Source organism: Halomicrobium katesii DSM 19301, assembly GCF_000379085.1.
GTDB classification, from domain to species: domain Archaea; phylum Halobacteriota; class Halobacteria; order Halobacteriales; family Haloarculaceae; genus Halomicrobium; species Halomicrobium katesii.
Genome location: NZ_KB905378.1, coordinates 853,864 through 875,829, shown reverse-complemented (window position 1 = coordinate 875,829; position 21,966 = coordinate 853,864). Strand labels below are relative to the sequence as shown.

Sequence of the window (21,966 nt, the reverse complement as noted above, 5' to 3'; positions counted from 1 at the left end):
AGCTACCAGCGGTGCTACCTCGAACGCGGTCACCTCTGGCGCGCCGAGATCGAGACGTACCTCGACAGCGTCGCGACCCAGGGCGGACTGGGCATTCTGGCGGGCCACTCCGCCTGGGAGACGGTCCCGCCAGAGCGGGTCGCGTTCGTCATCGAGGCCGCGCGCCAGCGCGGGATCGAGGTGACGACTTTCTCCGGGCTCTATAGCATCTCCGCGGCCTCTTCGACGCCGAGGTCGCCCCGATCGAGCGCGGCCAGGATGTCGAGTGTCGCCTGGTCGGGGCCGTCTTCGCCGCCGATCTCGGCCAGCGTGACCTTCTCGCTGTGGCCCACGAACTCCTCGAAGTCGGTGCCCTCCGCGAGCGCCGTCTCCTTCTTGACGCGGTAGTTGCCGCCGTCGGTGGTGTAGAGGTCGCCGGGGTGGAAGAAAAACCAGTCCTCGCGGTCGAATCGCACGCCGATCCGGGGCTTCGCGCCGAAGTTCCGGGCGAAAAAGAGCAGCGCTTCGACCTCCTCGCCGTCGAGGTAGATCGGGTCACCCGCGCTCGACTTCGCCTCGACGGCGTAGAACCGTTCGCCGTCGCCGGCCAGCACGTCCGGCAGTTCCCGTTCGGTCGCCGAGCCACTGGCCGGCGCGCGCATCACCGCGAAGCCCACCTCGTCCAAGGCGTTGACGAGTTCGCGCTCGCGGCGGTCCCCTTTGGCGTTCGAGCCTACCATTACTCGACCGGTCGGCCTCGACGTATTTAAGCGCACGTTCGGCGCGTCGAGTGGAATCGGGAGTCGCATCGTAAGCTGGTAGCATGTAGATATGCTTTCATTCAGGGCGTTGTAGCTGCTTACCGGTGAGCGTCTTCCCCGTAGCGACGCTCGCCGGGGCAGTCCGACAACCGTCCGTATCAGAGTCAACATCCTCGAAAAAAGAAAGCAGGTGATCTTTCCAGCAGGGGCCAGAGACAGAGTTCCAAGCGCGACGATAGGATACTCGAACAGAAGTCATACTGCCGGCTGTCACTGTGTCACGATAGTCGCGACCGCGGGGTCGCAATGTTCTGTACAGACGGACAGCCGGCAGTATCACCTACACCATGGCCTCGTAGAAGATGCTCAGCGCCAGCACGAAGCCACCAGCTAGTCCGATACCAATCGCGGCAAAATCGTTCCCTGGGATCCCACTAGCTATAATCGCCAGAAAGAGACTCACCGCGATTCCGAGTTTTGTATCGTCTTTCATATCTGCATTTTAACATCTTAGGTTTATAAATTGCACTTATTATAGACAATCGTATAGTTCTTTCTTTCAATTTATACTGTACTCTATCTGTCAGACCGAATATTCAATAGAGGTAGAGTTTTGTCTGAGTCTCGATCCTGTAAGCTTCGAGTAGAACCGCATGTACACTCCACGACGACGGTTAATTTCACGCGCGTTCGGGAGCGACAGTTTCTTGCCCCCTGACTGGATAGTCAGTCAACAATGACCACTGACGACGAGATCATGGAGGCCACGTTTGCGGCTCTGTGCAAGCACGGCTATGCGGATCTGACGATGCAGTCGATCGCCGACGAGTTCGAGAAGAGCAAGTCGCTGCTGCACTACCACTACGACTCGAAAGAGGACCTGATCGTCTCGTTCATGGAGCATCTCTTGGAGAACTTTCTGGAGGAGTTCGACGAGGACAGCGACGCGGAGCCGATGGACCAGCTGCTGCGCATGACCGAGATCGTCGTCGAGGGAGACGACAGCGAGGGCCCCGACGACGTGCACATGGCGCTGCTGGGGCTGCGCGCACAGGCACCCTACGACGAGGCACTGCGCGCCCAGCAGGTCCGCAACGACCGTCACATCCGCGAGCTGATCGCCGATATCGTCCGGGACGGCATCGAGCAGGGCCAGTTCCGCGACGACGTGGATCCCGAGCGGTTCGCCGCGGCGTTCCGGTCCGCGATCGAGGGAGCCCAGTCACACGACGTGATCCTCGGCGCTGACGCGCCGACCGAGACGGCGCTGGCGGGCATCGAGGAGCACCTCCTCCGGGGACTGCTGGCGGACGGTGAGACCCTGGAGGGACGGACCGCGTGAGCGAGACGGCAGACCGGGACCTCACAGAGGGATCACTGCTCGGGCCGCTGGTGGCGCTGGCCGGACCGATCGTCTTCACCCAGCTGTTGCAGGTCCCGTACAACCTCGTCGATACCTTCTGGGTCGAGCGCACGGCGCTCACCGATCGTACGCGTGAGCCTCTAGCGTCGCCAGCTCGACGGTGTCCAGGACGGCCTCGTTGGTCGCGTCGAGCACCACCGGCGGCACCGTCGTCTCGGGGAGTTGCTCGCGGCGCGTCGCCTGGAGGGCCTCGACCCACCGCCCCAGACAGAGACACCAGCGGTCACCGGGTTTCAGACCGGGAAAGTCCAGTTGCGGTCGCGGTGTCAGCAGGTCGTTGCCCCGCCGTTTGCTGAACTGGAGGAACTCGTCGGTCATCACCGCACATAGTTCGTGGCGGCCGCGATCCTGCGGGTGCTCGCCACAGCAGCCGTCCCGCTCGAAGCCGGTCTCCGGGTCGGTACTGCACGGTTCGAGTGGCTCGCCCAGCACGTTCGTCTCGCTCATACCGATAGATTGGCGGGCGGTGGGTTAGGTCTGGCGAGAGACGGACTCGTCTGGCACCGCGACGAACCGGAGCCGTCGGTAGTCCGCGGTCCAGGTCTCGGTGTCGGGGTCGTACCGCTCCGGGCGGAGCCGATCCTCGACGGCCGCGACGACGGCGGCCCGCTCGGCCTCCGAGAGCGGTGCGAACAGCGAATCGCCGAACACGGCCAGCCACTCCCGCAGGCCGTCCGGGCCGTCGAGGTCGGTCGGCCGGTCGAACACCGTCGCCGACCGCACCGCGAAGCCGTGGCGCTCAAGCAGCGTCGCGTGCTCGCCGATCGTCGGGAAGTACCAGGGGTCGGCGGCGTCGTACCCCCGGTTGCGGAGTTCCGTCCGGACCGCCGCGACGATGGCGGCGACGTTCCCGCTCGCGCCCAGTTCCGCGACGTAGCGACCGTTGGGGGCCAGCGCCGCAGCGACGCGTTCGGAGACGGCGTCCTGGTCGTCGATCATCTTCGTGACTTGATGGGCCATCACTCTGTTGACGTGACGGAAACGTATCTCGACATGGCGACGGACGACACGGTTGAAGTTGGCCGCCGATTCGACCCTAACGCCGACCCCAAGACTGGCGACTGATTTAAGAATAGGTTTCTGATAGTCGTTATCCGTCTATCGTCTTTAGTTCCTCACTCAAATCCGCTACGAGCATGTTACCCTTGTCTGCTTTTTCTATCGGATACCGGGTCGTTTTATCCGGTCTTAGCCCGAACTCCCCGGTGAAACCGCGACAATTGATTTGTGCGCCGTGGTTTTCTTTCTTTGACTTTCGAATCTTATACGCCCCGTCAACCTCTTCATCGTATAGTTCAATACCAATTAGTTCATTCGGGGCATCGTACTTCATTAGGGCGTAATTGAAGCCTTCGAGATGCTTTTGTCTCGCAGAGGCGTTAAGGCCAATAGTCCCGCTTTTTCGCAACGAGAGTTGCGGTCTTTGACTGCTCGCTCTACTACTACTGGACCCCTTTTGGTAGGTCTCAAACGGCATGTGAAACACTAATTTCTGCCATCCCTATAAAATTTTCGCGGCCATACTGCACTGCGTCTCCCCGACTGTACCACCTATTTTACCAAACTCACTCTCATCGTCCGCTCCTTTTTGCTGTAAGAAACGCTCTACAGTCGAATTTTGAGGATTGCGGGGTTATCGAACGGTGTATATGTCTGAATTTCTCCCGCAACGAATAAGTGATACGGGCGTATGAGGTGTGATATGGGCAAGCAAAATAGAGAGCGGCCAAAAGCAGACGATATTTACCCCGGACTTGAAAAGATTGATGACCCATATAAGAACCCGGATGTTTTGGAAGTCCTCTACTGGGACGCTGGCTGGAGTATGAAAGAGATAGGCGACCTATTCGGGGTTACGAGAGAGAACATCCGCTACTACATGAAATAATACGGGATTGAACGCCGGTCGCTTGATGAAGGGTTCCGTCTTTCACAGTTGCAGGCAAAGCGCGAAAAGACCACTGAGAGAGACAATAATGCAACTCTTCAGCAGTATATCTCAGACAAAAAGTAACCAAGTTACGTCGTCAAAATCGACAGAAGAGAAAGCCCCTGCCGATTCCAGATATTGAATCAGAACCGTAGAAACTCGACATATGAGTCAAACCCCAAGAAGGGGGAGTATGTCAAAGCAGTCCGAGCATAACTCACAGCACACACCCGTCCGGTGATTCTTGGGAGAAACCGGACAACCAAGATGCTCGAACCCTACAGGAGAGTGTCTGACTCTGCGACAAGGTCGCCGGAGCCAGTTACTTCCACGTCGGTGGAGCCAGTCAATTCCTCGGCCATATTCCGGCGAGTCAAGATGTATTCGCGGTAGATATATTCCTCTACCTTCCCGTGGGGAGCATCTCCTGTCTCAAGGTCTCGGTATTCCTCTGCGGGTAGGTCGTTCACTACTCCTTCCAAGTCGCGGTATGCCTCTCGGGGAAGGTGGAGAGTAACGGTAGTCGTCTGTGCGCCCGACGCGTCGATCCCCAGTACGTCGCCCGCACTGCCGACCGCGTCGGCGACAGTCGCCGTGAGGTGGCCCGTTCCACAGCCCAGATCGAGGATGCGCTCGCCGGGTCGCGGGTCGAGCAGGTCGACGACGCTGTCGCCGTAGTCGGTCACGAAGCCGGCCGCGTCGTCGTATCGTCCACCGTCCCACTCGTTGTCTGTCATAGATTCGCTTCGTCCGGCCCCGTACAAACGGTGTCGGTACCGGCCGGAAGCAGAACGCATACGGGGCCGGGCGGCCATCGTTCGAGCATGAGCGAGTTCGCCGACGACGTGCAGGCAGTGTTCGAATCGGCAGGGGCAGACGAAGCGACCGCGGCGACCGCCGCCGAGAAGCTCGCGGCCTTCCGCGAGGAGTACGACGAGGAACTGACCGCCGACGCCGTCGAGCAGCAGTTCGCCGACGCGCCCGACGAGGCGTTCGTCCACGCCTACGACTGGCTGGTGGGCCACCTCGCGGCCGCGAACGACGACTGCACCGACTCCCGAGAGTACCGGCTCGAAGGGTTCGACAGCTTCGCTGCGGACCCCGAGATCGGCGCGTGAGCGTCGTCCCGCGATGAGTGAGGGCGGCACTTACACGCTCCTGATCGAGCGGACCGAGGACGGCACACTCGAAGTGGGCGCGCTCGGTTCGCTGTCGTTCCCGTCGGGATGGTACGCCTACACCGGGAGCGCGCTGGGCAGCGGCGGCTTCAGCCGCGTCGACCGTCACGAACGCGTCGCTGCGGGCGACCACGACGTGCGCCACTGGCACGTCGACTACCTGCTGGGCGCGCCCGGGACCCGGCTCGATCACGTCGTCCGCTCGGCGGGCGTCGACATCGAGTGTGCGGTCGCCGACGCCGTCGCCGGCAGCCGCGTCCGCGAGTTCGGGAGCTCCGACTGCGACTGTGAGTCCCACCTCGCCTTCCACCCCGATCGGACGACGCTCCTGGACGCCGTCGATCGAGCACACCGGTCGAACCGATAGCGTTGGCCGGTCATACTGCCGGCTGTCCGTCTGTACAGACCGTGGTCGGGAATATCGTGAAACGGTGACAGCCGGCAGTATCAGGAACCGTTCCCGTCGGTCTCGGCGTCGGTGAGCGCCGCGTCCCGCAGTTCGCGTTCGGCGTCGGTCTCGGCCGTGAGTTCGGGGACACCGGTCGGCTCGCCGTCGTCGAGCGCGACGAAGACGAAGTGGCCTTCGGTCGTGACCTCCGTCTTGCCGGTCGTCGGATTCTCGCGTTCGGCGCGGACGCGGACGCGGACGCTCGTCCGTCCGGAGTCGTAGACGTACGCCTCCGTGAGCGCGGTGTCGCCGACGGGGATCGGGCGACGGAAGTTCAGGCCGTCCATCCGGGCGGTCACGCAGGGGTGGCCGGCAAAGCGCATCGCCGACATCGCGCCGATCTCGTCGAGCCACTTCATCACGATCCCTCCGTGTGCGGTGTCGTAGTTGTTGGCGTGGTTGGGCTGGACGCGGTAGCGGTTCGTCAGATGGGTCGAAGCCAGCGTCGGCATGCGAGGCGCTTCGGGGGAGACGGGGAAAAAGGCGCGGCCGCGGTCACGCCTCGACGCGCTCGACGCCGGGCTCGATCTCCTCGGTCTCGTAGTCGGACTCGCCCTCGCCCCGGCGCTGGCGGAGCCAGCGTGCGGCCAGCCCGATCGTCACGACAGCGGCGACGAGCCCGAGGAACCACAGCGCTAAATTGCCGCCCGCGTCCGCCGTCGCCGAGTCGGCGGCCGGTTCGGCCGGCTCGCTCGCGGGTTCGGTGTCGGTGGTCTCGTCTCCCAGGGGGTCCGCGACGTTGATCTCGAACAGCGTGACGTTGTCGAATGCCATACGAGAACCGAGGAGTGCCAGCGTCTTATAGGTACACCAACAGGACCGGGTCCCGCTGCGGATCGATCACGTGATGTGGATCGCGGGCTTGTTCGGCCGGGCTCTGTGGGCCTGCTCGCCGTCGGGCTCGGCCCGCCTGACGACCACGTCCGCGTCGAACTCCTCGGCGAACAGCCACGACGCCTGTTCCAGCACCGTCAGCTCCCGCTCGGGAGCTAGCACCGGCTCGAACCCGCCCGAACGGTCGGCCAGCTCGGCCGCGTAGTCGGCCGCCGCCTCGGTGCCGGGCACGGCGTCGGCGTCCATGATACGACCGACGACCGCCCCGTCTGCCGCCTGTCCCGCGGGTGTACTGCCGTCCCGAGAGCGACGGCTCCCCTCGCTCGCGGTCGAGTCTGGCTCCTGGTTCACCTCGCGAGCGATCTCGTAGGCGCGATAGCTCCAGTCGGGCGCGACGACGAGCTCGATCTCGTCGGGATCGGTGATCTCGACCACGTCGGTGATCTCGCGCACGTCCGCGAGCGTCGTCCGGACGAGCTCGCGCTCGGTGCGGTAGTCGGGGATGTCGTGCAGCGGCGCGGGCCAGTCCCCACCGGCGATCAGCCCCTCGCTGTCCAGCGCGGACCACAGCTCCTCGGCCAGATAGGGGGCGAGCGGCGCGAGCAGTTTCGCCAGCACGCGCAGCCCCCGACTGTACGCGAAGCGGTAGGGGGTCTCGTACTCGCGGTAGCGTCGCAGCAACTGGGCGAACTGCTGGAGTTCGGTGACGACCCGGTGGAAGCGGACGCGGTCGTACTCGTCGGTGACCGCGGCGATCGTCCGATCGATCTCCCGTTCGAGGTAGGCGTCGTGCGGTCTGCTCTCGGTCCGACCGCCGGCACCGTCGGCGAACGACAGCGCCATCCGGTACACGTCCTGCTGGAACTCGTAGGCGTTGCTCACGTCCGTCGCCGTCCACTCGAAGTCCTGGCCGGGGTGTGCCGCCGAGAGGACGAACAGCCGCGTGGTCTCCGCGCCGTACTCGTGGGGAGCCACGTCGTTGCCCTTCGACTTGGACATCTTCTCGCCGCCGTGCAACACCGTTCCCTGGTTGACCAGCCGGTCGACGGGCTCGCGCCGATCGAGCAGACCCAGGTCCGCCAGCGCGCGGGTGAAAAAGCGGATGTACAGCAGGTGAAGCACCGCGTGCTCGTCGCCGCCGACGTACACGTCGACCGGCAGCCAGTCGTCGGCGACCTCGCTCTCGAAGGGAGCCGTCGAGAGGTCGGGGTTCAGGTACCGCAGGAAGTACCAGGAGGAGTCGACGAAGGTGTCCATGGTGTCGGTCTCGCGTTCGGCGGGGCCGCCACAGTCGGGACAGGTCGTCTGGACGAACTCGTCGCTCGCGGCCAGTGGGTTCCCCGTCGTCTGGACGAACTCGGGGAGTTCGACGGGGAGGTCCTCGTCGGGCACCGGCACCGCGCCACACGCCTCGCAGTGGACCATCGGGATCGGCGTCCCCCAGTAGCGCTGCCGGGAGATGAGCCAGTCCCGGAGCCGGTAGGTCGTCGCCGCCGTCACGGCGTCGTGGTCCAGCAAGCGCTCGCGGGCGGCCGCGCTCGCCAGCCCCTCGTAGGCCCCGTCGGCGACGATCATCCCCTCGTCGGTGTACGGGAGGGGCTGGCCGTTGCGGTCTCCGTGTTCGCCGTCGTTGGGCGCGACGACTCGCTCGACCGGGAGATCGTGTGCCGCGGCGAAGGCGTGGTCGCGCTCGTCGTGGGCCGGCACGCCCATCACCGCGCCCGTCCCCACGTCTGAGAGGACGTAGCTGGCGACGTAGACGGGGATCTCCTCGCCGGTGACCGGGTTCGTCGCGGTGAGGCCGGTGTCGACGCCGGCCGTTCCCTCGGCTCGGCCGTCCGCGGCGCGGTCGTGGAAGTCGGCGACCGCCTCGCTCGCTCCCGAGGACGTGAGCTGGGCGAGTTCGCGGGCGACCTCGTGGCCCGGCGCGAGGGCCAGATACGTCGCCCCGAAGACGGTGTCTGGCCGGGTCGTGAACACGTCGATCGGATCGCCGTCGATCTCGAAGGTGATCTGGGCACCCTCGCGGCGACCGATCCAGTTGCGCTGGATCTCGCGGACGCTTTCGGGCCACCCGTCGAGGGCATCCAGGCCGTCCGCGAGTTCGTCCGCGTAGTCGGTGATCGTGAAGAACCACTGGTCGAGTTCGCGGGTCTCGACCGCGGTGCCACAGCGCCAGCAGACCCCCTCGCCGTCGGCGTGTCCCGGCGTGTCGTCGCGCACGTCGGCGTGACCGTCGCCCTCGTCGACCTGTGCGTCGGCCAGGACGGTCTCGCAGTCCGGGCACCAGTTGACCTGCGCGCCGGTGTACTCGACGAGGTCGTTCTCGTAGAAACGAGTGAAGAGCCACTGGTTCCACCGGTAGTACTCCGGGTCACAGGTCGTGATCTCGCGAGACCAGTCGTAGCCAAACCCCATCCGTTCGAGTTCGTCGCGCATCTGCTCGATGCACGTTCGAGTCCACGACTCCGGGTCGGTGCCGCGCTCGTAGGCGGCGTTCTCCGCCGGGAGCCCGAAGGCGTCCCACCCCATCGGGTGGAGCACGTCCTCGCCGTTCATCCGCCGGTAGCGAGCGACGGCGTCGGTGATCGCGTAGTTGCGGATGTGGCCCATGTGCAGCGAGCCCGACGTGTAGGGGAACATCCCCAGCACGTAGGTCCCCGCGCCGCCCTCGATCGCGTCGTCGTCGAGTTCGTACACGCCCTCGCGGTCCCAGACGTGTTGCCAGTACTCCTGGACGCGGGCGTGGTTGTAGCGGTTCGACATCGTCGTGCCCGGATAGTGGGAGGGTGGCACCATCACTGTTCTGCCAGCGAGAGCGTGACGCCGATCGAGTCGTCGTCGACGAACGGAAACTCCCATGATCTTTCGTAATGATTCGGGTAGAACCACGGCGTCGGCGACGGCGAACGCGGGGCTGGCCTCATCTGTTGGGCGGCCTTTTTTGTACACCGAGCCGGAGTATACTCACAATGACCGGAGTGCCGCAGCAGGCGACGCTGGCTGACGATCGGACCTGGGCGTTCGAGGCCGTCCAGTCGGTCTCCCGGACGTTCGCGCTGAGTGTCGAGTTGCTGGACGAGCCGATGACGGAGTGGGTCTGTACCGGCTATCTCCTCTGCCGGACCGCAGACACGATCGAGGACGAGCCGACGATCCCGATGGGCCGACGCGCCGAGCTCTTAGAGACCTTCGACGCGATGCTGGCCGAAGACTCGGGGACGACCGTCGAGGACTTTCTCTCGGCCGTCGAGCCGGAGACGCCGGCCGACGGGGGCGACGACTGGGCCGTCCTCGGTCAGACCGACCGGATCGTCCGCCTCTGGCGGTCGTTTCCCGACCCCGTCCAGGACGGGATGCGCTCGATCACCCGCGAGATGGCGACGGGCATGGCGGACATCCTGCGCCGCCACGAGGACAGCGGCGGCCTCCGTCTGGAGACGCTCGACGAGCTCGAAGAGTACTGCTGGTACGTCGCCGGCACCGTCGGCCAGCTGTTCATGAAGCTCCAGGCCGCCCGAGCCGACCCCGACGACCCCACGCCGGACCCCGAAGACGCCCGCGCGTTCGCACTCCTGCTCCAGCTCGTCAACATCGCCAAGGACGTTCGCGCCGACTGGGACGAAGAGCACAACGTCTACCTGCCCGGCGAGTGGCTCGCCGAGGAAGACCTCGACCACGAGGCCGTCGCCGAGCCCGAGCACTCGACCGCGGTCGCCCGCGTCGTCGGCCGGGTCGTCGACCAGGCCGCCGACTACGCACACGGTGCCCAGCGGTACCTCTCGACGGTCCCGGAGGGAGACAACGGCGGTCTCCTGGAGGCGACGGCGCTGCCCTACCTGCTGGCACTCGGGACGATCCGCGAACTCCGCGAACGGACCGTCGACGCCGTCGAACAGCCCGACGCGGTCAAGCTCGAACGCGAGGAGGTCGAGGCGCTGCTCGCCGAGGCCGAGGACGGCTTCACCCGCGACCAGGTCCGCGATCTCGCAGCCACGGTGCGAGCCGGTCCGTACCACGAACAGTAGCGACCGACGACCCTGGCGCGAACGCTTTTGACAGTGCCCGTCGAACGGCCGGCATGGACCGGAATCGAGGACCGGGATCGGGTTCTGGTCGCTGGTCGGCCTCGCCTCGCTGACGAGCCTCGTGACGGCGTGGGCCCTCGGTGCGAACAGCAACTCGCCGCCGTTCGCGCCAGCGATCGGTGCCAACGCCATCTCGACGATGCGGGCGGCCTTCTTTATCGGTATCCTCGCCGCCCTCGGAGCGTTGACACAGGGCGGCGCGATCTCCGAGACCGTCGGCGCGGGGCTCATCGACGGCGTCCAGATCACGTCGCTTGCGGCGACGGCGGGGCTGCTCACCGCGAGCGCGTTCATGGTCTTCGGGGTCTACAGCGGCTATCCCGTGCCGGCGGCCTGCTCTCTGGCGGCGTCTATCACCTCGTCGGCGTGTGTACGGGCCTCGGCTCCGCGTTCGTCGTCGGCCAGGACACCCCCCTCGCTCATCCCGCCGTCGATCGGGGTCACGACGTTCAACACCGTGATCGGACAGTCGAAAACGTCCAGCGCGTGGGACAGCGCCGCCTGCGAGAGCGGCGAGCCGTCGAGGGGGACGAGGACGTGTGAGGGTCGCATACCGGAATCGTCGTCGGCCGGGATCAAAGAGGTGGGTGCTCGTGTCAGGTGCAATAGGTCGGCGAGTTTGCGAGCCCCAGGAATAGTCCATCCTGAATATCGAACCGGAGCAAGACGGTCGCTCACTACGTTCGCGCTGCGACTTGCAGGGCTCGAATCCATTCTGTCGGCGATTCCGCGGCTCGCGAGTTTGCGAGCCCCAGGAATAGTCCATCCTGGATTCGAACCAGGGTCGAAGCCCCCAGAAGGCTTCAGGATTGGCCACTACCCCAATGGACTGTGTACCCCATCGTATCCGGCAGTCGCATATCAGTGTTACGGACGAGACGGTTCCGTGTGACCGTCTGCCATCCGGTTGCCGGGGGCTACAGCGACACCGTCTCCAGGGACTCGGAGATATCCCGGACGTGGTCGTTGTAGGCGGCGACGAACGCGCTCACGTCGTCGGCGTGGGCTCGCAGGTCGTGGGCGTCCGGGGGCTGGTACTGCGAGAGGAGGTAGACGCCGCCCTCGCCGCCGACCCGGAGATAGTCCGCCCGCCCTTCCTCCCAGTTGAGTTCCCAGCGCGAGCCGTCGATCCGGGTCGTGAAGGTGCCGTAGCTGTCGCCGCTGTAGCGGTAGAGCTGCTGGGCCATGGCGTCGGCGGCCTCCCGGAGCTCCGAGAGGATCGCCTGGCGGGTAGCGACCACGTCGTCGACGGTGGCGATCTCGGGGAACTCGGTCGAAACGTCGTCGAGGACGCCGTCGAGCGAGCGAACGTGGTCGTTGAACGCGGCGACGAACGCGGCGTAGTCGCTCATCGCCGTCGCCAGAGCGGACGGTTCGGGCGGTTGCTGGGTCGAGACGACGTAGATCTCGCGACCGCCCCGTTCGTAGCGGAGGTACTGCACGTCGCCGGCCTCGTATTTCAGCGTCCAGGAGGCGGCGTCGGTCTCGAAGGTCGCCTGTCCGTAGTCGCCGCCCTGGAGGCGGGCGAGTTCGCGGGCGATCTCACTCGCGTGGTCTGTGACCGCGGTGACGATCTCGTCCCGGCGCGCGGCGGCCGCGTCGGTCCCGACCACGTCGGCGTCCAGCCCCTCGATCATCGTCCACAGCGAGGGGTTCGAACGACATAACGGCGGTGACTTCCGACGGGAGCGAAAGGCGAGCGTACCGTCGTAGCAGAGCGGATACGCCAGAGTTATCGCGTGAACGATCGAGCCGTATAGGGGCGGCCACGGTCTGGTGACGGCCATGGCATCGGAAAGACCCAACCCGAGCGCCGCCCGCACCCGGACGCCGACCGTCTCCTCGCCGTGGGTGCGCGGCCTGGCGGCCGGGCTGATCGGCGGTCTGGGTGCTGGCGTGTTTCTGACACTCACCGCGCCGACCGTGCTCTCCGAGACGTTCTCGGCGCTGCTCTGGGCAAGCGGGGCGGCCGCGGGCTGGCTCGTGTTCGTGGCTGCCAGCGCCGCGGCCGGCATCCTCTTTAGCACGACGGTCGGGCGACAGGCGCTCTCAACGACGGTCGTCCTCGGGATCGGATACAGCGTCGCGCTGTGGCTCGTCGCCGCGGTCGCGCTCCCGGCCTGGCTCGGGGTGGTCGGAGCCACCGCCCCGCCGTTCCCGTGGTTCGATCCGACGCTGCTGGCCGGACTGGCCCTCTACGGTATCGTCCTCGGGATCGGACACTGGCTGTTCGGTCGGTGACGGGCAAAATCGACACCTCCTTACTTCGACCGCCGAACGAACGGGTATGTACGTTGGACGGTTCGTCGTCGTCGGCCCGCAGGTCGGCGCGTACCGCGTCTCGTCGCGATCGTTCCCGAACAGGCAAGCCCTCGACCGTGACGGCACGATCACGGTCGGACCGACCGAAGACGCTCCCGAGACCGACAACCCCTACATCTCGTACAACGCCGTGCGGGAGACCGATCGGGGCGTCGTCGTCGGTAACGGCTCTCACGTCGACCCGATCGCAGAGAAGCTCTCGCTTGGCTACCCCGCGCGGGACGCCCTCGCCGAGTCGCTGCTGGCGCTTGACTTCGAGAAGGACGACTACGACACCCCGCGCATCGCCGGGATCGTCGGCGTCGATCCCGACGATCCCACGACGCGGGCCGAGGGCCACGGCGGCGTCATCGGGACGGTCCGCCGGGACGCGCTGGTGGTCGAAGAGGTCACCGAGCCGACGCTGGTCGCGACCTACGAGACGGACAGCCCGGAGGCGTTCGACCTGGGAGCGACCGGCGCCGAGGAGATCGCCCGCGAGGTCTACGGCCACGAGTTCGAACACGCCGTCTGTGCGGCCGGCGTCACCGTTGATGGCGGCGTCGAGACCGCGATCTACAACGGCTAGGGCGCTCCAGTCCGCTTTTTACGGCTCTCGGCCCGAATCCGAACGGGTCAGTCCAAAGGTCTAAGCGGACGGGGCACCCACGTGTAGACACTATGAGCACGGAGACCGAAAGCGGCGACGACCTCGAGGAGCGCATCACGAACTTCCTGCGCCGGAACTTCCCGCAGATCCAGATGCACGGCGGCTCGGCAGCGATCCAGAACATCGACCGCGAGGAAGGCACTGTCACGATCCAGCTCGGCGGTGCCTGTTCTGGCTGTGGGATCTCGCCGATGACGATCCAGGCGATCAAGACCCGCATGACCAAGGAGATCCCCGAGATCGACACGGTCCACGCCAACACGGGCATGGACGACAGTGAGGGCATGGCCGGCGGTGCCAGCCCGTCGATGCCCGGCGACTCGCGGGGCGGCGAGATCGGCGGCGACGACGAAGGCCCCGAAGCGCCGTTCTAAGCTCCAAGCTTCTCCGTTTTTTCTCGTCGGTGAGCGACGGCTCCGCGCCGTGGAGCCGACGGTGTTCAAATAAGAGATCGAGAGTGGCGGAAGTGAAGTATCGAAAGCCCTCGTACAGTTGCGGTCCCAGGACCCACGCTGCGCTCCGGTAGGTGCTTGCGGGGTCCGGGTTCTCGCAAGGGCCGGCCGGTTCCACCGGCCGGCTATAACGTGACGGCTCCGCCGTTACGCAGCACTCGCCCTTTCATCTGCCAGGGCTCAGACGATCAAATAGCCGATACCTGGCGGATGAAAGGGTGAGGCGCGGTCGACGGTTCTGCGGCGGCACTATCCGAGCGTAGTGAGGATATCCGCCACAGAACCGCCGAGCGGGCCGAGGGCTTTCGGTGTCTACAAGTCTACTGACGCAGTTGCTTATCTGAACACTACCACTCATACGGACGGTTGTTGGAACCTCGTTCGGGGTGGGCGACGACGCGGTCAGTGCGTCTCACTGGTCGCATCGAGATCGATCGTCGAGAGGGCGATCGCGGCGAAGACGACACCGAGGAACTGCACCGTCGGCCAGAACAGCGATGCGACGGTTTCGCCCAGGAAGAAGCCGACCGGTGTCGTCAGGACGGTGAGTACGAAGGGACCCAGGCCCATGCCGAGACAGAACCCGGCGATCACCAGCAGTCGTCGACTGTTCGGGCCGACTCCGGCGAGTCGTGTTCCGGACACGGTTCCAGCCAGTCGGCCTGGTGGCTCAAATGTATCGCTTCTCTCATCCCAGTCGCTCGACGAGCGCGCTGCCCTCGACGTAGGCCAGCCCTTCGCGCTCGGCGTAGGCCCGGGCCGCCGCGGGCGAGAGCGCGCCGCCGGTCTCGTCGTCGAGCATCTCACAGACCACGACGGCCGGCGGCTGGTCGGCCGCCGCGGCGACGGCCAGCCCGAGTTCGGTGTGTCCCAGCCGGTCCGAGAGCAGTCCGGGCGCACCGCGCAGCAGCGTCACGTGGCCCGGCGACCGGAACTGTTCGGAGAAGGTCGTTCCGTCGGGCTCGCTCGCGGCCCCCGCGAGTTCGGTGATCGTCAGCGACCGGTCCTCGTCGGTGATGCCGGTGTGGGTGTCGCGGTGGTTGACCGTCAGCGAGAACGACGAGCGTTCGTCGTACCCCAGTTCGTGATCGGCGGCACTGGGGTGGTCGAGCGACTCCTGCATGAAGGGGAGACCGAACGACTCGGCGACGCCATCGGAGAGCGCGACACAGACCAGTCCGCCGGCGTCGTTGCGCAGCCGGGCGACGGCGTCTGGCGTCACTGCGCCGGCCGGATACACCAGATCGACCTCGCCCTCGCGGTCGGCCGCGTCGTGGATCAGTATCGGCTGGCCGCGGCCAAAGGCCGCGATGGCGTCGTCGGCACCCGTCGCTGCCTGCTCACTGCTCCGAGACATGGACAGTCACCTCGTCACCGTCGGCCAGGCCGACCACGTCGCGGAGTTTTTCCGGGGCGATCACTTCCAGTTGGCTCTCTCCGTGGTGGGTTCGCTCGGGGGCGATGACGTGGGCGGGCTCGTACTCGCTGTCCCCAGCGACGACGGAGGCCGGATAGCAGTACGCCGGGCCGTACGTTCGCTCCTCGTCCTCCCAGCCCTCGATCGTGACGGGCTCGAAGGCGCTCAGCCGCGCGCGCTTGCGGACGCTCTCCTCGACGAGGTCGACGTTGAGCGTCCCGGCGAAGGGCTCGTAGCCGAGCTTGTCGATGAACTGCTCCATGTATCCCGGCAGCGTGATGTAGTGTCGCCCCTCGCCCATGCCGGAGGTGACGATCCCGCCCAGATCGACGCCGACGGCTCCCTCGAAGATCCGTCGGTAGTCGGCGTACTCTCGCTGGAGAGCCCGCTCGCCGACCTCGCTGATCCGGATGAGCTGTCCGTCGCCCACGATGTCTCGATCGATCATCTCCGCTTCCTCCAGCCGCTGGAGCCGCCGCGAGGCGGTCTGGTTGGAGGCGTCCAGCCGGTCGGCGAGCGCCGAACAGGACTCCTTTCGCTCGCCTTCGATCGCGCCGTCGAGGGCCAGCAACTTCAGCGTCGCCAGCTCGTCGTGGCCGACGGCCCGCGTTGTCTCTGCCATACGCACGAGTTGGCACTATCGCGGGAAAAGGATAACGAATGTGGCATCCGTCACAATTCTGGAACGGGAGGCAACGGGACCGGCGTTGTCCTCGCTCGTTCCCGGTAGCCACTTGTCCGTCGAGTCGTAACGACCGACAACGCCGTCGGACCCTCGGCGGCCACCACCATGAGCGAACCAGAATCGACCACCTCCGGCCGCCGCGTCGTCGCCTGGGTGTTCGTCGGCGCTCTCGCACTCGGGATCGGCTTCGGTGCCTTCGTCGGTCTCGTGATCAGCAACGACGCCGCCGTCCCGGTCGGTCTCTTCGGCGTCCAGTTTCGCCCTACGCCACTCAACATGGCCAGCTACGGCGGCGGTGCGGTACTCGCGCTGTCCGGGATCTTCTACGTCGTCATGCGCTACACCAAACGGTTCGACGACGAGATCGAGTCCGTCTGAGCGAGGCCGTGGCTTCGTTGCCAGACTGGAGAGTTGTCCAGTCCCAGTCGTGACCGAGCTATCGGCCTTTTTCGCCCACGTTCCCAAGAGCTTGCTCTTGTGAGCCCATCAGAGATCTTCGATCTCTGAGGACGTTTTTGCGCGAGGGGTCCCACAGCGAGCGGTGCGAGGCGCACCGAAGGCGGGCCTCGAGGCGAACGGGGAGGGACGACCCGTGAGCAAAGCGAACGAGGAAACCCGAAGCGAAAAAAGGTGGTCTAGAAGGAGACCTGGTCCGGGCCGTCCTCGCCCATCGCGATCGGATCGCGGTCGGAGTAGCCCTTTCGACCGATGCCCTTCTGGCTGACGGCGCTGTAGGCCGCCAGTCTGGCCTCGTTCTCGGTGTCGTAGGTCTCCTCGGTCAGGCGGCCCAGCACGTCGGCGATCGTCTCCGAGCCGTTGGGCAACTCCAGGGTGAGGTGACCGTGTGATTCGATCAGATCGGTCGTCGTCGCGGGGTAGCTCTGTGCCGTGAACATCTCGTCTGCGCTGTCGAACAGTCGCATGGCTCTGAAAAGTTAATGAACGATAATAAACCTTCATTATTAATAATTAATACACTCCTTAATGTGTATAAGGGCCACGACCCGAAGCGGCTTGCGTTCGGGGAACCACGCCCCGGTATGACTGTCGCGGACCTCCACGTCCACACGCAGCGTTCCGACGGGACGCTGTCCCTCGACGAGGTGCCGGCGGCCGCACGGCGCGGCGGCCTCGACGCCGTCGCGGTGACAGATCACGACCGGCTCTCGCCCGACCTCGACGCCCCCGTGACGACACGCGAGGGGGTCACGGTCGTCCACGGGATCGAACTCCGGGTCGAGGCCGGCCAGCAGCGTCTCGACCTGCTCGGCTACGGCGTCTCGCCGACGGACGCGCTGGTCGCCGAGTGCGAGCGCATCCAGCGAAACCGGGCCGAGCGCGGGGCGGCTATCGTCGACTGCGTCGAGGAGCGACTGTCCGTTTCGCTGCCGATCGAACCGCGGCCCGGACTGGGTCGGCCACACATCGCACGCGCGATCGCGGAGGTCAGCGACTACGACGTCGACGGCGCGTTCGCCCACCTCATCGGCGACGACTGTCCGTGTTACGTCTCCCGCGAAGTCCCCTCTTTCGAGCGGGGCCGAGAGTTACTGGCCGACGCGTGCGGACTCGTGGGACTGGCCCATCCGCTGCGCTACGACGACCCCGAGAGCGCGCTCGCGCTCTGTGACACGCTCGACGCCGTCGAACGTCCCTACCCCTACGCCGACGACCCCGACCTGTCTGCCGTCGACCGAGCCATCGAGCGCCACGACCTGCTGGTGACCGGCGGGAGCGACGCGCACGACGACCGGCTGGGCCTGGCCGGTCTGGACAGCGCCCAGTGGGAGCGCGTTCGGGACGCCCTGGACGTGTCGCCGGAGTGACCGGCGAACGGAGCATTCAATGTCACAGGGACCCAACCACGTCGTATGCAATGTCACTACTGCGAGAGTGAGGCGGACATCGCAGTCGAGAAAGACGGTATCTCTGTGGGGGTCTGCAAGACTCACTTCCGCGAGCAACTCGAAGAACTCGAAGAGACCGAGTGGCTCGGCGATCTCGACGAGGAGCTCGACATCGACCGAACGGAGTGATGCGGAACGTCGTCGTCGCCTACCGGTGACCGTCGCCACGGGGGAGACGTTCACCGCTACATTCCGACGACTGCCCGTATGAGGACTTTTTCGGCTGGCAGTCCCAGCCCGTGTATGGAACGGATCAGCATCGACGACGTGGAGGCACGGATCGGTCCCGCGGCCGTCAAGCGAGCGCTCGGCCCGGCGCTGGAGACGGCCGAGGTCGCTCTCAACTACTACGAACTCGCGCCCGGCGACAGCTTCGGCTTCGGCTATCACCGCCACAGCGATCAGGAAGAGGTCTTCTACGTCTTCCAGGGGACCGCCACCTTCGAGACCGAGGACGGGCCGGTGGCGGTCGGCCCCGACGAGGTGATCCGGTTCGCACCGGGCGAGTGGCAGCTCGGGCGCAACGCGGGCGACGAGCGAGTCGTCGCACTGGCCGTCGGTGCTCCCGAAGCCAGCGGCGACACGGAGATGGTGCGTGCGTGTCCCGACTGCGGGGAGCGAACCGAACAGACCGTCGACTGGGCCGACGACGCTCTCGTGACGCTGTGTGTCGACTGCGGTGCCAGAACCGGGCGATTCGAATATAGTAGCCATTGAAAATCAATGCACACCCGATCGAACGACAGCAGTGCGATCGGTGTGTAAATCGTTTCAATTGTTACTATAGCTACTCGAAGGCGTCGATGCCGGTCAGGTCGGCCCCGAGGATCAGCGTGTGGATGTCGTGAGTCCCCTCGTAGGTGTAGACTGTCTCCATGTTTGCGGCGTGGCGCATCGGCGGGTAGTCGGTCGTGATCCCGTTGCCCCCCAGTATCTCGCGGGCGGTCTGTGCGACTTCGCGGGCCATCCGGACGTTGTTTCGCTTCGCCATCGACACCTGCTGGGGGCGCAGATCGCCGCGCGCTTTCAGCGTCGCCAGCCTGTCGGCGAGCAGCTGTGCGGTCGTAATGCGGGTCGCCATCTCGGCGAGCTTCTCCTGTTGGAGCTGGAAGCGGGCGATCGGACCGCCGAACTGCTCGCGATCGGTGGCGTACTCGCGGGCCGCCTCGAAGCAGTCTCGGGCGGCCCCGACCGCGCCCCACGCGATGCCGTAGCGGGCTTCGGTGAGACATGACAGCGGCCCTTTCATCCCCTCGACGCCGGGCAGGAGGGCGTCCTCTGGCACCCACGCGTCCCGGAGGTGGATCTCGCCGGTCGAAGAGGCCCGCATCGAGAGCTTCCCGTCGATCTCGCTGGTCTCGACGCCGCCAGACCGGTCGGTCTGACGCGGCTCGGACTCGCCTTGCTCCTCCGAGACGCCGTCGCCGTCCAGATCGACGAGAACGCCCCGAACGGGGTCGTCGGTCCCGGCGTCCCCGTCGTCGATCTTGCACCAGATCACGGCCACGTCGGCGATCGGCGCGTTCGTGATCCACGTCTTCGTTCCCGAGAGCCGATAGCCGTCTCCGTCGGGCATCGCAGTCGTCTCCATGCTCGCCGGGTCAGAGCCGTGCTCTGGCTCTGTCAGGCCGAAACAGCCGACGGCGTCGCCCGCGGCGAGGTCGGGCAGCCACCGCTCGCGCTGGGCCTCGCTGCCGAACTCGTGGATCGGAGACATCACGAGCGCGCCCTGGACGCTGGCCATCGAGCGCACGCCGGAGTCGCCGGCCTCCAGTTCCTGCATGAGCAGGCCGTACGAGCGGGGACTCACACCCGGGAGCGTTCCCCACGACAGCGTCGGCGCGAAGAAGTCCAGTTCGCCCATCGCTTCGAACAGGTGGTCGGGCGAGGTCCCGGACTCGAACCACTCGCCGATCTCGGGGCGAACGTGCTCGTCGACGAACTCGCGGGCGGTGTCGCGGATCAGGCGCTCCTCGCCGTCGAGGTCGCTCTCCAGGTCCAGATAGTCGAGCATACGACGGCTACGCGTGGCGCGGGCAAAAGTGTGGTCCGGGGTGAGGAGAGCCGTAGCGATCGGAGCCGATGGGGCCGATCGCGCTCGTCCACGTTGCCAGTGTGTTGCTGCCGTCAGTCGTCTGCAGCCGCGACGCCGCCGGACTCCCCCGTCGCGGCTCGCCCTCGGAGGTACTCCGTGAAGTTGTCGAAGAGGCGTTTTGCCTCGCAGGCGGCGTCGTAGTTCTCGGGCGTGATCCCGCCGAGGACCTGCTGTATCCGTTCTTCGGAGAGCTGGTCGTCCTTGCCTCGGGTGACCTCGCGGGCCGTCTCGGTGTCGTACTCGGGGTGGAACTGCACCGAGAACACGTCCTCGGTCTGGAACCCGTGGATGCCGTAGTCGTTGGCGGCGAACTGCTCGGCTCCCGGTGGCAGCTCGACGACGCGGTCGGAGTGGGTCGTAAAGACGGTGAACCGCTCGTCGACGCCGTCGAGCAGTTCGCTGGTACTGTCGTGCTCGACCGTCCGATAGCCGATCTCGTACTCGTCCATCGGCTCGACCTCGCCGCCCAGGGCGTGTGCGAGCAGCTGGTGGCCGAAACAGACGCCCAGGAACGCCACGTCGCGCTCGACCGCGTCGCGGACCCACGAGGTCAGGTCCGCGATCCAGGGCTCCTCCCAGTAGACGGAGGCGCGGGACCCGGTGAGGATACAGCCGTCGAACGCGAAGGTGTCTGGCAGTTCGCGTTCGGTCACGTCGTACTCGACGAGGTCGGCGTCTAGCTCCCGCCGGAAGTTCCGGCGGTTGAGCGCCCCGTCGTGGGCCGCGTTCAGCAAGGCGATCCTGAGGCTCATCACTCCTATTCAGCGGGTCGAGCCACAAAAGCGTACAGATACGTGGCCGTATTTGCCGGCCTCGTGGACGGCGACAACGGCGGTGAAACAAACTTCACTCTCCGACTGTCTGCTCGTCGAGCCATGCGCAGACGGGGACAAGATGTCGCACCGTACCGTCCGATCACCGATTTCCCACAAAAACGGCTGCGATGACGACCGCTGCGAGCAACGCCCCGACACCGATGATCGCGAAGAATGCTGTCGTCTGGTGGCCGTCAATGACATACTCGTAGCTCAGTGCGACGGCGACCAACGACAGGACGATTGCGGTCAGATACAGGCGGGCATCTCTCCCAACAGCCAGGGACAAATAAACAATAGTATGTGTTTACCCGGAGGTCTCAACAGCCGGCACAGCGTGAGCGCGTGAGATCATCTCATTGCTGCTGACGACTCGACGAAGCTCTTGGTAGGGATTGCGTCCCTGCTGGCGCCACGTCGCCAGCAGGGACAAGACCGTCTCGTGAACGAACATTCCTCGGTCATTCCGAAGCGTGCCGATGATTTTCCGGAGAACAACAGGTTCACGAAGTGCGTTCTCAGCCGTATTATTCGTCGGGGAGACCGCTGGCTCACCCACAAAGGTGAGCCAGTGGTCGATCCCACCTTCGATTTTCCCGAGCAGTGTTACCACTGATTCGGTGGTCACTGACCGCTCAACGAGCGATCTGAGTCCGTTCTGGCATGAGCGATGCATCTGCGCTCGTTCACGAGGACTCGGGTCGGTCTCCAGCCACGACTGGAGACCGACGAACATCTGCTTGAGATATCGGTACACCGGTTCTGCCTCCTCGTGGTCACTCGCAGCGTCTTCGGCTTCCCGGAAAAGATGTGCCCAGCACCGCTGAAGATTACTGCTGAAGGCTGGATACGCCGTCCATCCGTCACAGATGACCGTTCCCGCGAAGTCCTCGCCGAGGACTTCTGCGGGAACATCACTCTCACGACTCTGTCTAACCGCGTACAACGTGTGCTTGCCTGTCCGAAACGTCCAAATCCACGCT

The 21,966-nt window shown here is 65.4% G+C and carries 29 protein-coding genes, 1 tRNA gene and 2 pseudogenes; 13 read left to right on the top strand and 19 right to left on the bottom strand.

The genetic code is table 11. The features are described 5' to 3' along the window. Positions 1–200: 200 nt before the first annotated feature. Both hjc and HALKA_RS21290 read right to left on the bottom strand, forming a co-directional pair. A complete protein-coding gene (hjc, locus tag HALKA_RS20200; RefSeq protein ID WP_026190151.1) occupies positions 201–719 on the bottom strand; it encodes a Holliday junction resolvase Hjc in 519 nt (172 codons plus the stop codon). Positions 720–1,080: 361 nt separating this feature from the next. Then, positions 1,081–1,233: a hypothetical protein gene (locus HALKA_RS21290; protein ID WP_018256877.1), complete on the bottom strand. Its 153-nt coding sequence runs from the start codon at positions 1,231–1,233 to the stop codon at positions 1,081–1,083. Positions 1,234–1,476: 243 nt separating this feature from the next. Between HALKA_RS21290 and HALKA_RS0104590 the strand changes: the two genes are divergently transcribed. Next, positions 1,477–2,082 carry a TetR/AcrR family transcriptional regulator gene (locus tag HALKA_RS0104590; protein ID WP_018256876.1) on the top strand — a complete coding sequence of 202 codons (606 nt, stop codon included), beginning with the start codon at positions 1,477–1,479 and terminating at the stop codon, positions 2,080–2,082. Positions 2,083–2,220: 138 nt separating this feature from the next. On the opposite strand, the gene HALKA_RS0104585 is transcribed toward HALKA_RS0104590, so the two are convergent. The 3 genes from HALKA_RS0104585 to HALKA_RS0104570 all read right to left on the bottom strand — a co-directional run bounded on the left by HALKA_RS0104585 (position 2,221) and on the right by HALKA_RS0104570 (position 3,640). Next, complete coding sequence (locus HALKA_RS0104585) at positions 2,221–2,610, bottom strand: DUF2237 family protein (RefSeq protein ID WP_018256875.1); 390 nt, start codon at positions 2,608–2,610, stop codon at positions 2,221–2,223. A gap of 24 nt (positions 2,611–2,634) precedes the next feature. After that, the gene (locus HALKA_RS19085) at positions 2,635–3,123 is read right to left on the bottom strand and encodes a hypothetical protein (RefSeq protein WP_018256874.1); all 489 of its coding nucleotides are present in this window, start codon (positions 3,121–3,123) and stop codon (positions 2,635–2,637) included. Between the two features lie 130 nt (positions 3,124–3,253). Beyond that, positions 3,254–3,640, bottom strand: coding sequence for a hypothetical protein (locus HALKA_RS0104570; protein WP_018256872.1), 387 nt, complete (start codon positions 3,638–3,640; stop codon positions 3,254–3,256). A gap of 225 nt (positions 3,641–3,865) precedes the next feature. Here HALKA_RS0104570 and HALKA_RS0104565 point away from each other — a divergent pair, with 225 nt between their 5' ends. After that, positions 3,866–4,051 (top strand): RNA polymerase sigma factor sigma-70 region 4 domain-containing protein, encoded by a 186-nt coding sequence (locus HALKA_RS0104565; protein WP_155119360.1) that lies wholly within the window; start codon positions 3,866–3,868, stop codon positions 4,049–4,051. A 320-nt stretch (positions 4,052–4,371) separates the two neighbouring features. Here HALKA_RS0104565 and HALKA_RS19920 read toward each other — a convergent pair whose 3' ends face one another. Then, entirely contained in the window at positions 4,372–4,830 is a 459-nt protein-coding gene (locus HALKA_RS19920; protein WP_018256870.1) for a methyltransferase domain-containing protein, read from the bottom strand. Between the two features lie 87 nt (positions 4,831–4,917). Here HALKA_RS19920 and HALKA_RS0104555 point away from each other — a divergent pair, with 87 nt between their 5' ends. Both HALKA_RS0104555 and HALKA_RS0104550 read left to right on the top strand, forming a co-directional pair. Next, positions 4,918–5,211, top strand: a complete 294-nt coding sequence (locus HALKA_RS0104555; protein ID WP_018256869.1) for a hypothetical protein — start codon at positions 4,918–4,920, stop codon at positions 5,209–5,211. A gap of 13 nt (positions 5,212–5,224) precedes the next feature. Then, positions 5,225–5,638 (top strand): GIY-YIG nuclease family protein, encoded by a 414-nt coding sequence (locus HALKA_RS0104550; protein WP_018256868.1) that lies wholly within the window; start codon positions 5,225–5,227, stop codon positions 5,636–5,638. Between the two features lie 80 nt (positions 5,639–5,718). Here the strand turns inward: HALKA_RS0104550 and HALKA_RS0104545 are convergent, their stop codons facing one another. The 3 genes from HALKA_RS0104545 to leuS all read right to left on the bottom strand — a co-directional run bounded on the left by HALKA_RS0104545 (position 5,719) and on the right by leuS (position 9,319). Next, positions 5,719–6,171, bottom strand: a complete 453-nt coding sequence (locus tag HALKA_RS0104545) for an acyl-CoA thioesterase (RefSeq protein ID WP_018256867.1) — start codon at positions 6,169–6,171, stop codon at positions 5,719–5,721. A gap of 43 nt (positions 6,172–6,214) precedes the next feature. After that, positions 6,215–6,493 carry a hypothetical protein gene (locus HALKA_RS0104540; protein WP_018256866.1) on the bottom strand — a complete coding sequence of 93 codons (279 nt, stop codon included), beginning with the start codon at positions 6,491–6,493 and terminating at the stop codon, positions 6,215–6,217. Positions 6,494–6,559: 66 nt separating this feature from the next. After that, entirely contained in the window at positions 6,560–9,319 is a 2,760-nt protein-coding gene (gene leuS, locus HALKA_RS0104535; RefSeq protein ID WP_026190150.1) for a leucine--tRNA ligase, read from the bottom strand. Between the two features lie 206 nt (positions 9,320–9,525). On the opposite strand from leuS, the gene HALKA_RS0104530 reads away from it, so the two are divergent. Continuing rightward, positions 9,526–10,581 (top strand): phytoene/squalene synthase family protein, encoded by a 1,056-nt coding sequence (locus HALKA_RS0104530; protein ID WP_018256864.1) that lies wholly within the window; start codon positions 9,526–9,528, stop codon positions 10,579–10,581. A 76-nt stretch (positions 10,582–10,657) separates the two neighbouring features. Then, a pseudogene (locus tag HALKA_RS20195) lies at positions 10,658–10,979 on the top strand (inorganic phosphate transporter); the annotation flags it as partial. Here the strand turns inward: HALKA_RS20195 and HALKA_RS19075 are convergent. The 3 genes and pseudogenes from HALKA_RS19075 to HALKA_RS0104515 all read right to left on the bottom strand — a co-directional run. After that, positions 10,969–11,193 (bottom strand): annotated as a pseudogene (locus HALKA_RS19075) (universal stress protein); the annotation flags it as partial. The pseudogenes HALKA_RS20195 and HALKA_RS19075 overlap by 11 nt on opposite strands. A 206-nt stretch (positions 11,194–11,399) precedes the next feature. Further along, positions 11,400–11,472 (bottom strand) — tRNA-Gln (locus HALKA_RS0104520). 86 nt (positions 11,473–11,558) lie between these two features. Continuing rightward, positions 11,559–12,278: a profilin-fold protein gene (locus HALKA_RS0104515; protein WP_018256862.1), complete on the bottom strand. Its 720-nt coding sequence runs from the start codon at positions 12,276–12,278 to the stop codon at positions 11,559–11,561. Positions 12,279–12,426: 148 nt separating this feature from the next. Between HALKA_RS0104515 and HALKA_RS0104510 the strand changes: the two genes are divergently transcribed. The 3 genes from HALKA_RS0104510 to HALKA_RS0104500 all read left to right on the top strand — a co-directional run bounded on the left by HALKA_RS0104510 (position 12,427) and on the right by HALKA_RS0104500 (position 13,986). Next, a complete protein-coding gene (locus tag HALKA_RS0104510) occupies positions 12,427–12,882 on the top strand; it encodes a hypothetical protein (RefSeq protein ID WP_018256861.1) in 456 nt (151 codons plus the stop codon). A 46-nt stretch (positions 12,883–12,928) separates the two neighbouring features. Further along, entirely contained in the window at positions 12,929–13,531 is a 603-nt protein-coding gene (locus HALKA_RS0104505) for an IMP cyclohydrolase (RefSeq protein ID WP_018256860.1), read from the top strand. Positions 13,532–13,623: 92 nt separating this feature from the next. Continuing rightward, positions 13,624–13,986 carry a NifU family protein gene (locus HALKA_RS0104500; protein ID WP_018256859.1) on the top strand — a complete coding sequence of 121 codons (363 nt, stop codon included), beginning with the start codon at positions 13,624–13,626 and terminating at the stop codon, positions 13,984–13,986. Positions 13,987–14,466: 480 nt separating this feature from the next. On the opposite strand, the gene HALKA_RS0104495 is transcribed toward HALKA_RS0104500, so the two are convergent. From HALKA_RS0104495 to HALKA_RS0104485, 3 genes are read right to left on the bottom strand one after another with little or no spacing between them, the layout of a single operon-like run. Further along, entirely contained in the window at positions 14,467–14,709 is a 243-nt protein-coding gene (locus tag HALKA_RS0104495; RefSeq protein ID WP_018256858.1) for a hypothetical protein, read from the bottom strand. Between the two features lie 43 nt (positions 14,710–14,752). Continuing rightward, entirely contained in the window at positions 14,753–15,421 is a 669-nt protein-coding gene (ribB, locus tag HALKA_RS0104490) for a 3,4-dihydroxy-2-butanone-4-phosphate synthase (RefSeq protein ID WP_018256857.1), read from the bottom strand. Next, positions 15,405–16,103, bottom strand: coding sequence for a DUF120 domain-containing protein (locus tag HALKA_RS0104485; protein WP_018256856.1), 699 nt, complete (start codon positions 16,101–16,103; stop codon positions 15,405–15,407). Before HALKA_RS0104485 ends, ribB begins: the two co-directional genes overlap by 17 nt. A gap of 168 nt (positions 16,104–16,271) precedes the next feature. Here HALKA_RS0104485 and HALKA_RS0104480 point away from each other — a divergent pair, with 168 nt between their 5' ends. After that, entirely contained in the window at positions 16,272–16,544 is a 273-nt protein-coding gene (locus HALKA_RS0104480; protein WP_018256855.1) for a DUF7520 family protein, read from the top strand. Positions 16,545–16,801: 257 nt separating this feature from the next. Here HALKA_RS0104480 and HALKA_RS0104475 read toward each other — a convergent pair whose 3' ends face one another. After that, on the bottom strand, positions 16,802–17,089 hold the full coding sequence (locus HALKA_RS0104475) for a DUF5789 family protein (RefSeq protein ID WP_018256854.1): 288 nt from the start codon (positions 17,087–17,089) through the stop codon (positions 16,802–16,804). A 117-nt stretch (positions 17,090–17,206) separates the two neighbouring features. On the opposite strand from HALKA_RS0104475, the gene HALKA_RS0104470 reads away from it, so the two are divergent. The 3 genes from HALKA_RS0104470 to HALKA_RS0104460 all read left to right on the top strand — a co-directional run bounded on the left by HALKA_RS0104470 (position 17,207) and on the right by HALKA_RS0104460 (position 18,790). Beyond that, entirely contained in the window at positions 17,207–17,992 is a 786-nt protein-coding gene (locus HALKA_RS0104470) for a PHP domain-containing protein (protein ID WP_018256853.1), read from the top strand. Positions 17,993–18,037: 45 nt separating this feature from the next. Continuing rightward, positions 18,038–18,202, top strand: coding sequence for a DUF6757 family protein (locus HALKA_RS21285; RefSeq protein WP_015762089.1), 165 nt, complete (start codon positions 18,038–18,040; stop codon positions 18,200–18,202). A 114-nt stretch (positions 18,203–18,316) separates the two neighbouring features. Further along, the gene (locus HALKA_RS0104460) at positions 18,317–18,790 is read left to right on the top strand and encodes a cupin domain-containing protein (protein WP_018256852.1); all 474 of its coding nucleotides are present in this window, start codon (positions 18,317–18,319) and stop codon (positions 18,788–18,790) included. 70 nt (positions 18,791–18,860) lie between these two features. Here HALKA_RS0104460 and HALKA_RS0104455 read toward each other — a convergent pair whose 3' ends face one another. The 3 genes from HALKA_RS0104455 to HALKA_RS19070 all read right to left on the bottom strand — a co-directional run. Next, complete coding sequence (locus HALKA_RS0104455) at positions 18,861–20,087, bottom strand: acyl-CoA dehydrogenase family protein (RefSeq protein WP_018256851.1); 1,227 nt, start codon at positions 20,085–20,087, stop codon at positions 18,861–18,863. Between the two features lie 113 nt (positions 20,088–20,200). Then, complete coding sequence (locus HALKA_RS0104450) at positions 20,201–20,920, bottom strand: type 1 glutamine amidotransferase (protein ID WP_018256850.1); 720 nt, start codon at positions 20,918–20,920, stop codon at positions 20,201–20,203. 370 nt (positions 20,921–21,290) lie between these two features. Beyond that, positions 21,291–21,966 (bottom strand): IS66 family transposase (locus HALKA_RS19070; RefSeq protein ID WP_044956617.1); only part of this gene is annotated, 676 nt, incomplete at its 5' end.

Coding starts and splice junctions, on each gene's coding strand:
- hjc (WP_026190151.1), bottom strand. CDS start 719: ATGGTAGGCTCGAACGCCAAAGGGGACCGCCGCGAGCGCGAACTCGTC.
- HALKA_RS21290 (WP_018256877.1), bottom strand. CDS start 1,233: ATGAAAGACGATACAAAACTCGGAATCGCGGTGAGTCTCTTTCTGGCG.
- HALKA_RS0104590 (WP_018256876.1), top strand. CDS start 1,477: ATGACCACTGACGACGAGATCATGGAGGCCACGTTTGCGGCTCTGTGC.
- HALKA_RS0104585 (WP_018256875.1), bottom strand. CDS start 2,610: ATGAGCGAGACGAACGTGCTGGGCGAGCCACTCGAACCGTGCAGTACC.
- HALKA_RS19085 (WP_018256874.1), bottom strand. CDS start 3,123: ATGGCCCATCAAGTCACGAAGATGATCGACGACCAGGACGCCGTCTCC.
- HALKA_RS0104570 (WP_018256872.1), bottom strand. CDS start 3,640: ATGCCGTTTGAGACCTACCAAAAGGGGTCCAGTAGTAGTAGAGCGAGC.
- HALKA_RS0104565 (WP_155119360.1), top strand. CDS start 3,866: ATGGGCAAGCAAAATAGAGAGCGGCCAAAAGCAGACGATATTTACCCC.
- HALKA_RS19920 (WP_018256870.1), bottom strand. CDS start 4,830: ATGACAGACAACGAGTGGGACGGTGGACGATACGACGACGCGGCCGGC.
- HALKA_RS0104555 (WP_018256869.1), top strand. CDS start 4,918: ATGAGCGAGTTCGCCGACGACGTGCAGGCAGTGTTCGAATCGGCAGGG.
- HALKA_RS0104550 (WP_018256868.1), top strand. CDS start 5,225: ATGAGTGAGGGCGGCACTTACACGCTCCTGATCGAGCGGACCGAGGAC.
- HALKA_RS0104545 (WP_018256867.1), bottom strand. CDS start 6,171: ATGCCGACGCTGGCTTCGACCCATCTGACGAACCGCTACCGCGTCCAG.
- HALKA_RS0104540 (WP_018256866.1), bottom strand. CDS start 6,493: ATGGCATTCGACAACGTCACGCTGTTCGAGATCAACGTCGCGGACCCC.
- leuS (WP_026190150.1), bottom strand. CDS start 9,319: ATGTCGAACCGCTACAACCACGCCCGCGTCCAGGAGTACTGGCAACAC.
- HALKA_RS0104530 (WP_018256864.1), top strand. CDS start 9,526: ATGACCGGAGTGCCGCAGCAGGCGACGCTGGCTGACGATCGGACCTGG.
- HALKA_RS0104515 (WP_018256862.1), bottom strand. CDS start 12,278: ATGATCGAGGGGCTGGACGCCGACGTGGTCGGGACCGACGCGGCCGCC.
- HALKA_RS0104510 (WP_018256861.1), top strand. CDS start 12,427: ATGGCATCGGAAAGACCCAACCCGAGCGCCGCCCGCACCCGGACGCCG.
- HALKA_RS0104505 (WP_018256860.1), top strand. CDS start 12,929: ATGTACGTTGGACGGTTCGTCGTCGTCGGCCCGCAGGTCGGCGCGTAC.
- HALKA_RS0104500 (WP_018256859.1), top strand. CDS start 13,624: ATGAGCACGGAGACCGAAAGCGGCGACGACCTCGAGGAGCGCATCACG.
- ribB (WP_018256857.1), bottom strand. CDS start 15,421: ATGTCTCGGAGCAGTGAGCAGGCAGCGACGGGTGCCGACGACGCCATC.
- HALKA_RS0104485 (WP_018256856.1), bottom strand. CDS start 16,103: ATGGCAGAGACAACGCGGGCCGTCGGCCACGACGAGCTGGCGACGCTG.
- HALKA_RS0104480 (WP_018256855.1), top strand. CDS start 16,272: ATGAGCGAACCAGAATCGACCACCTCCGGCCGCCGCGTCGTCGCCTGG.
- HALKA_RS0104475 (WP_018256854.1), bottom strand. CDS start 17,089: ATGCGACTGTTCGACAGCGCAGACGAGATGTTCACGGCACAGAGCTAC.
- HALKA_RS0104470 (WP_018256853.1), top strand. CDS start 17,207: ATGACTGTCGCGGACCTCCACGTCCACACGCAGCGTTCCGACGGGACG.
- HALKA_RS21285 (WP_015762089.1), top strand. CDS start 18,038: ATGCAATGTCACTACTGCGAGAGTGAGGCGGACATCGCAGTCGAGAAA.
- HALKA_RS0104460 (WP_018256852.1), top strand. CDS start 18,317: ATGGAACGGATCAGCATCGACGACGTGGAGGCACGGATCGGTCCCGCG.
- HALKA_RS0104455 (WP_018256851.1), bottom strand. CDS start 20,087: ATGCTCGACTATCTGGACCTGGAGAGCGACCTCGACGGCGAGGAGCGC.
- HALKA_RS0104450 (WP_018256850.1), bottom strand. CDS start 20,920: ATGAGCCTCAGGATCGCCTTGCTGAACGCGGCCCACGACGGGGCGCTC.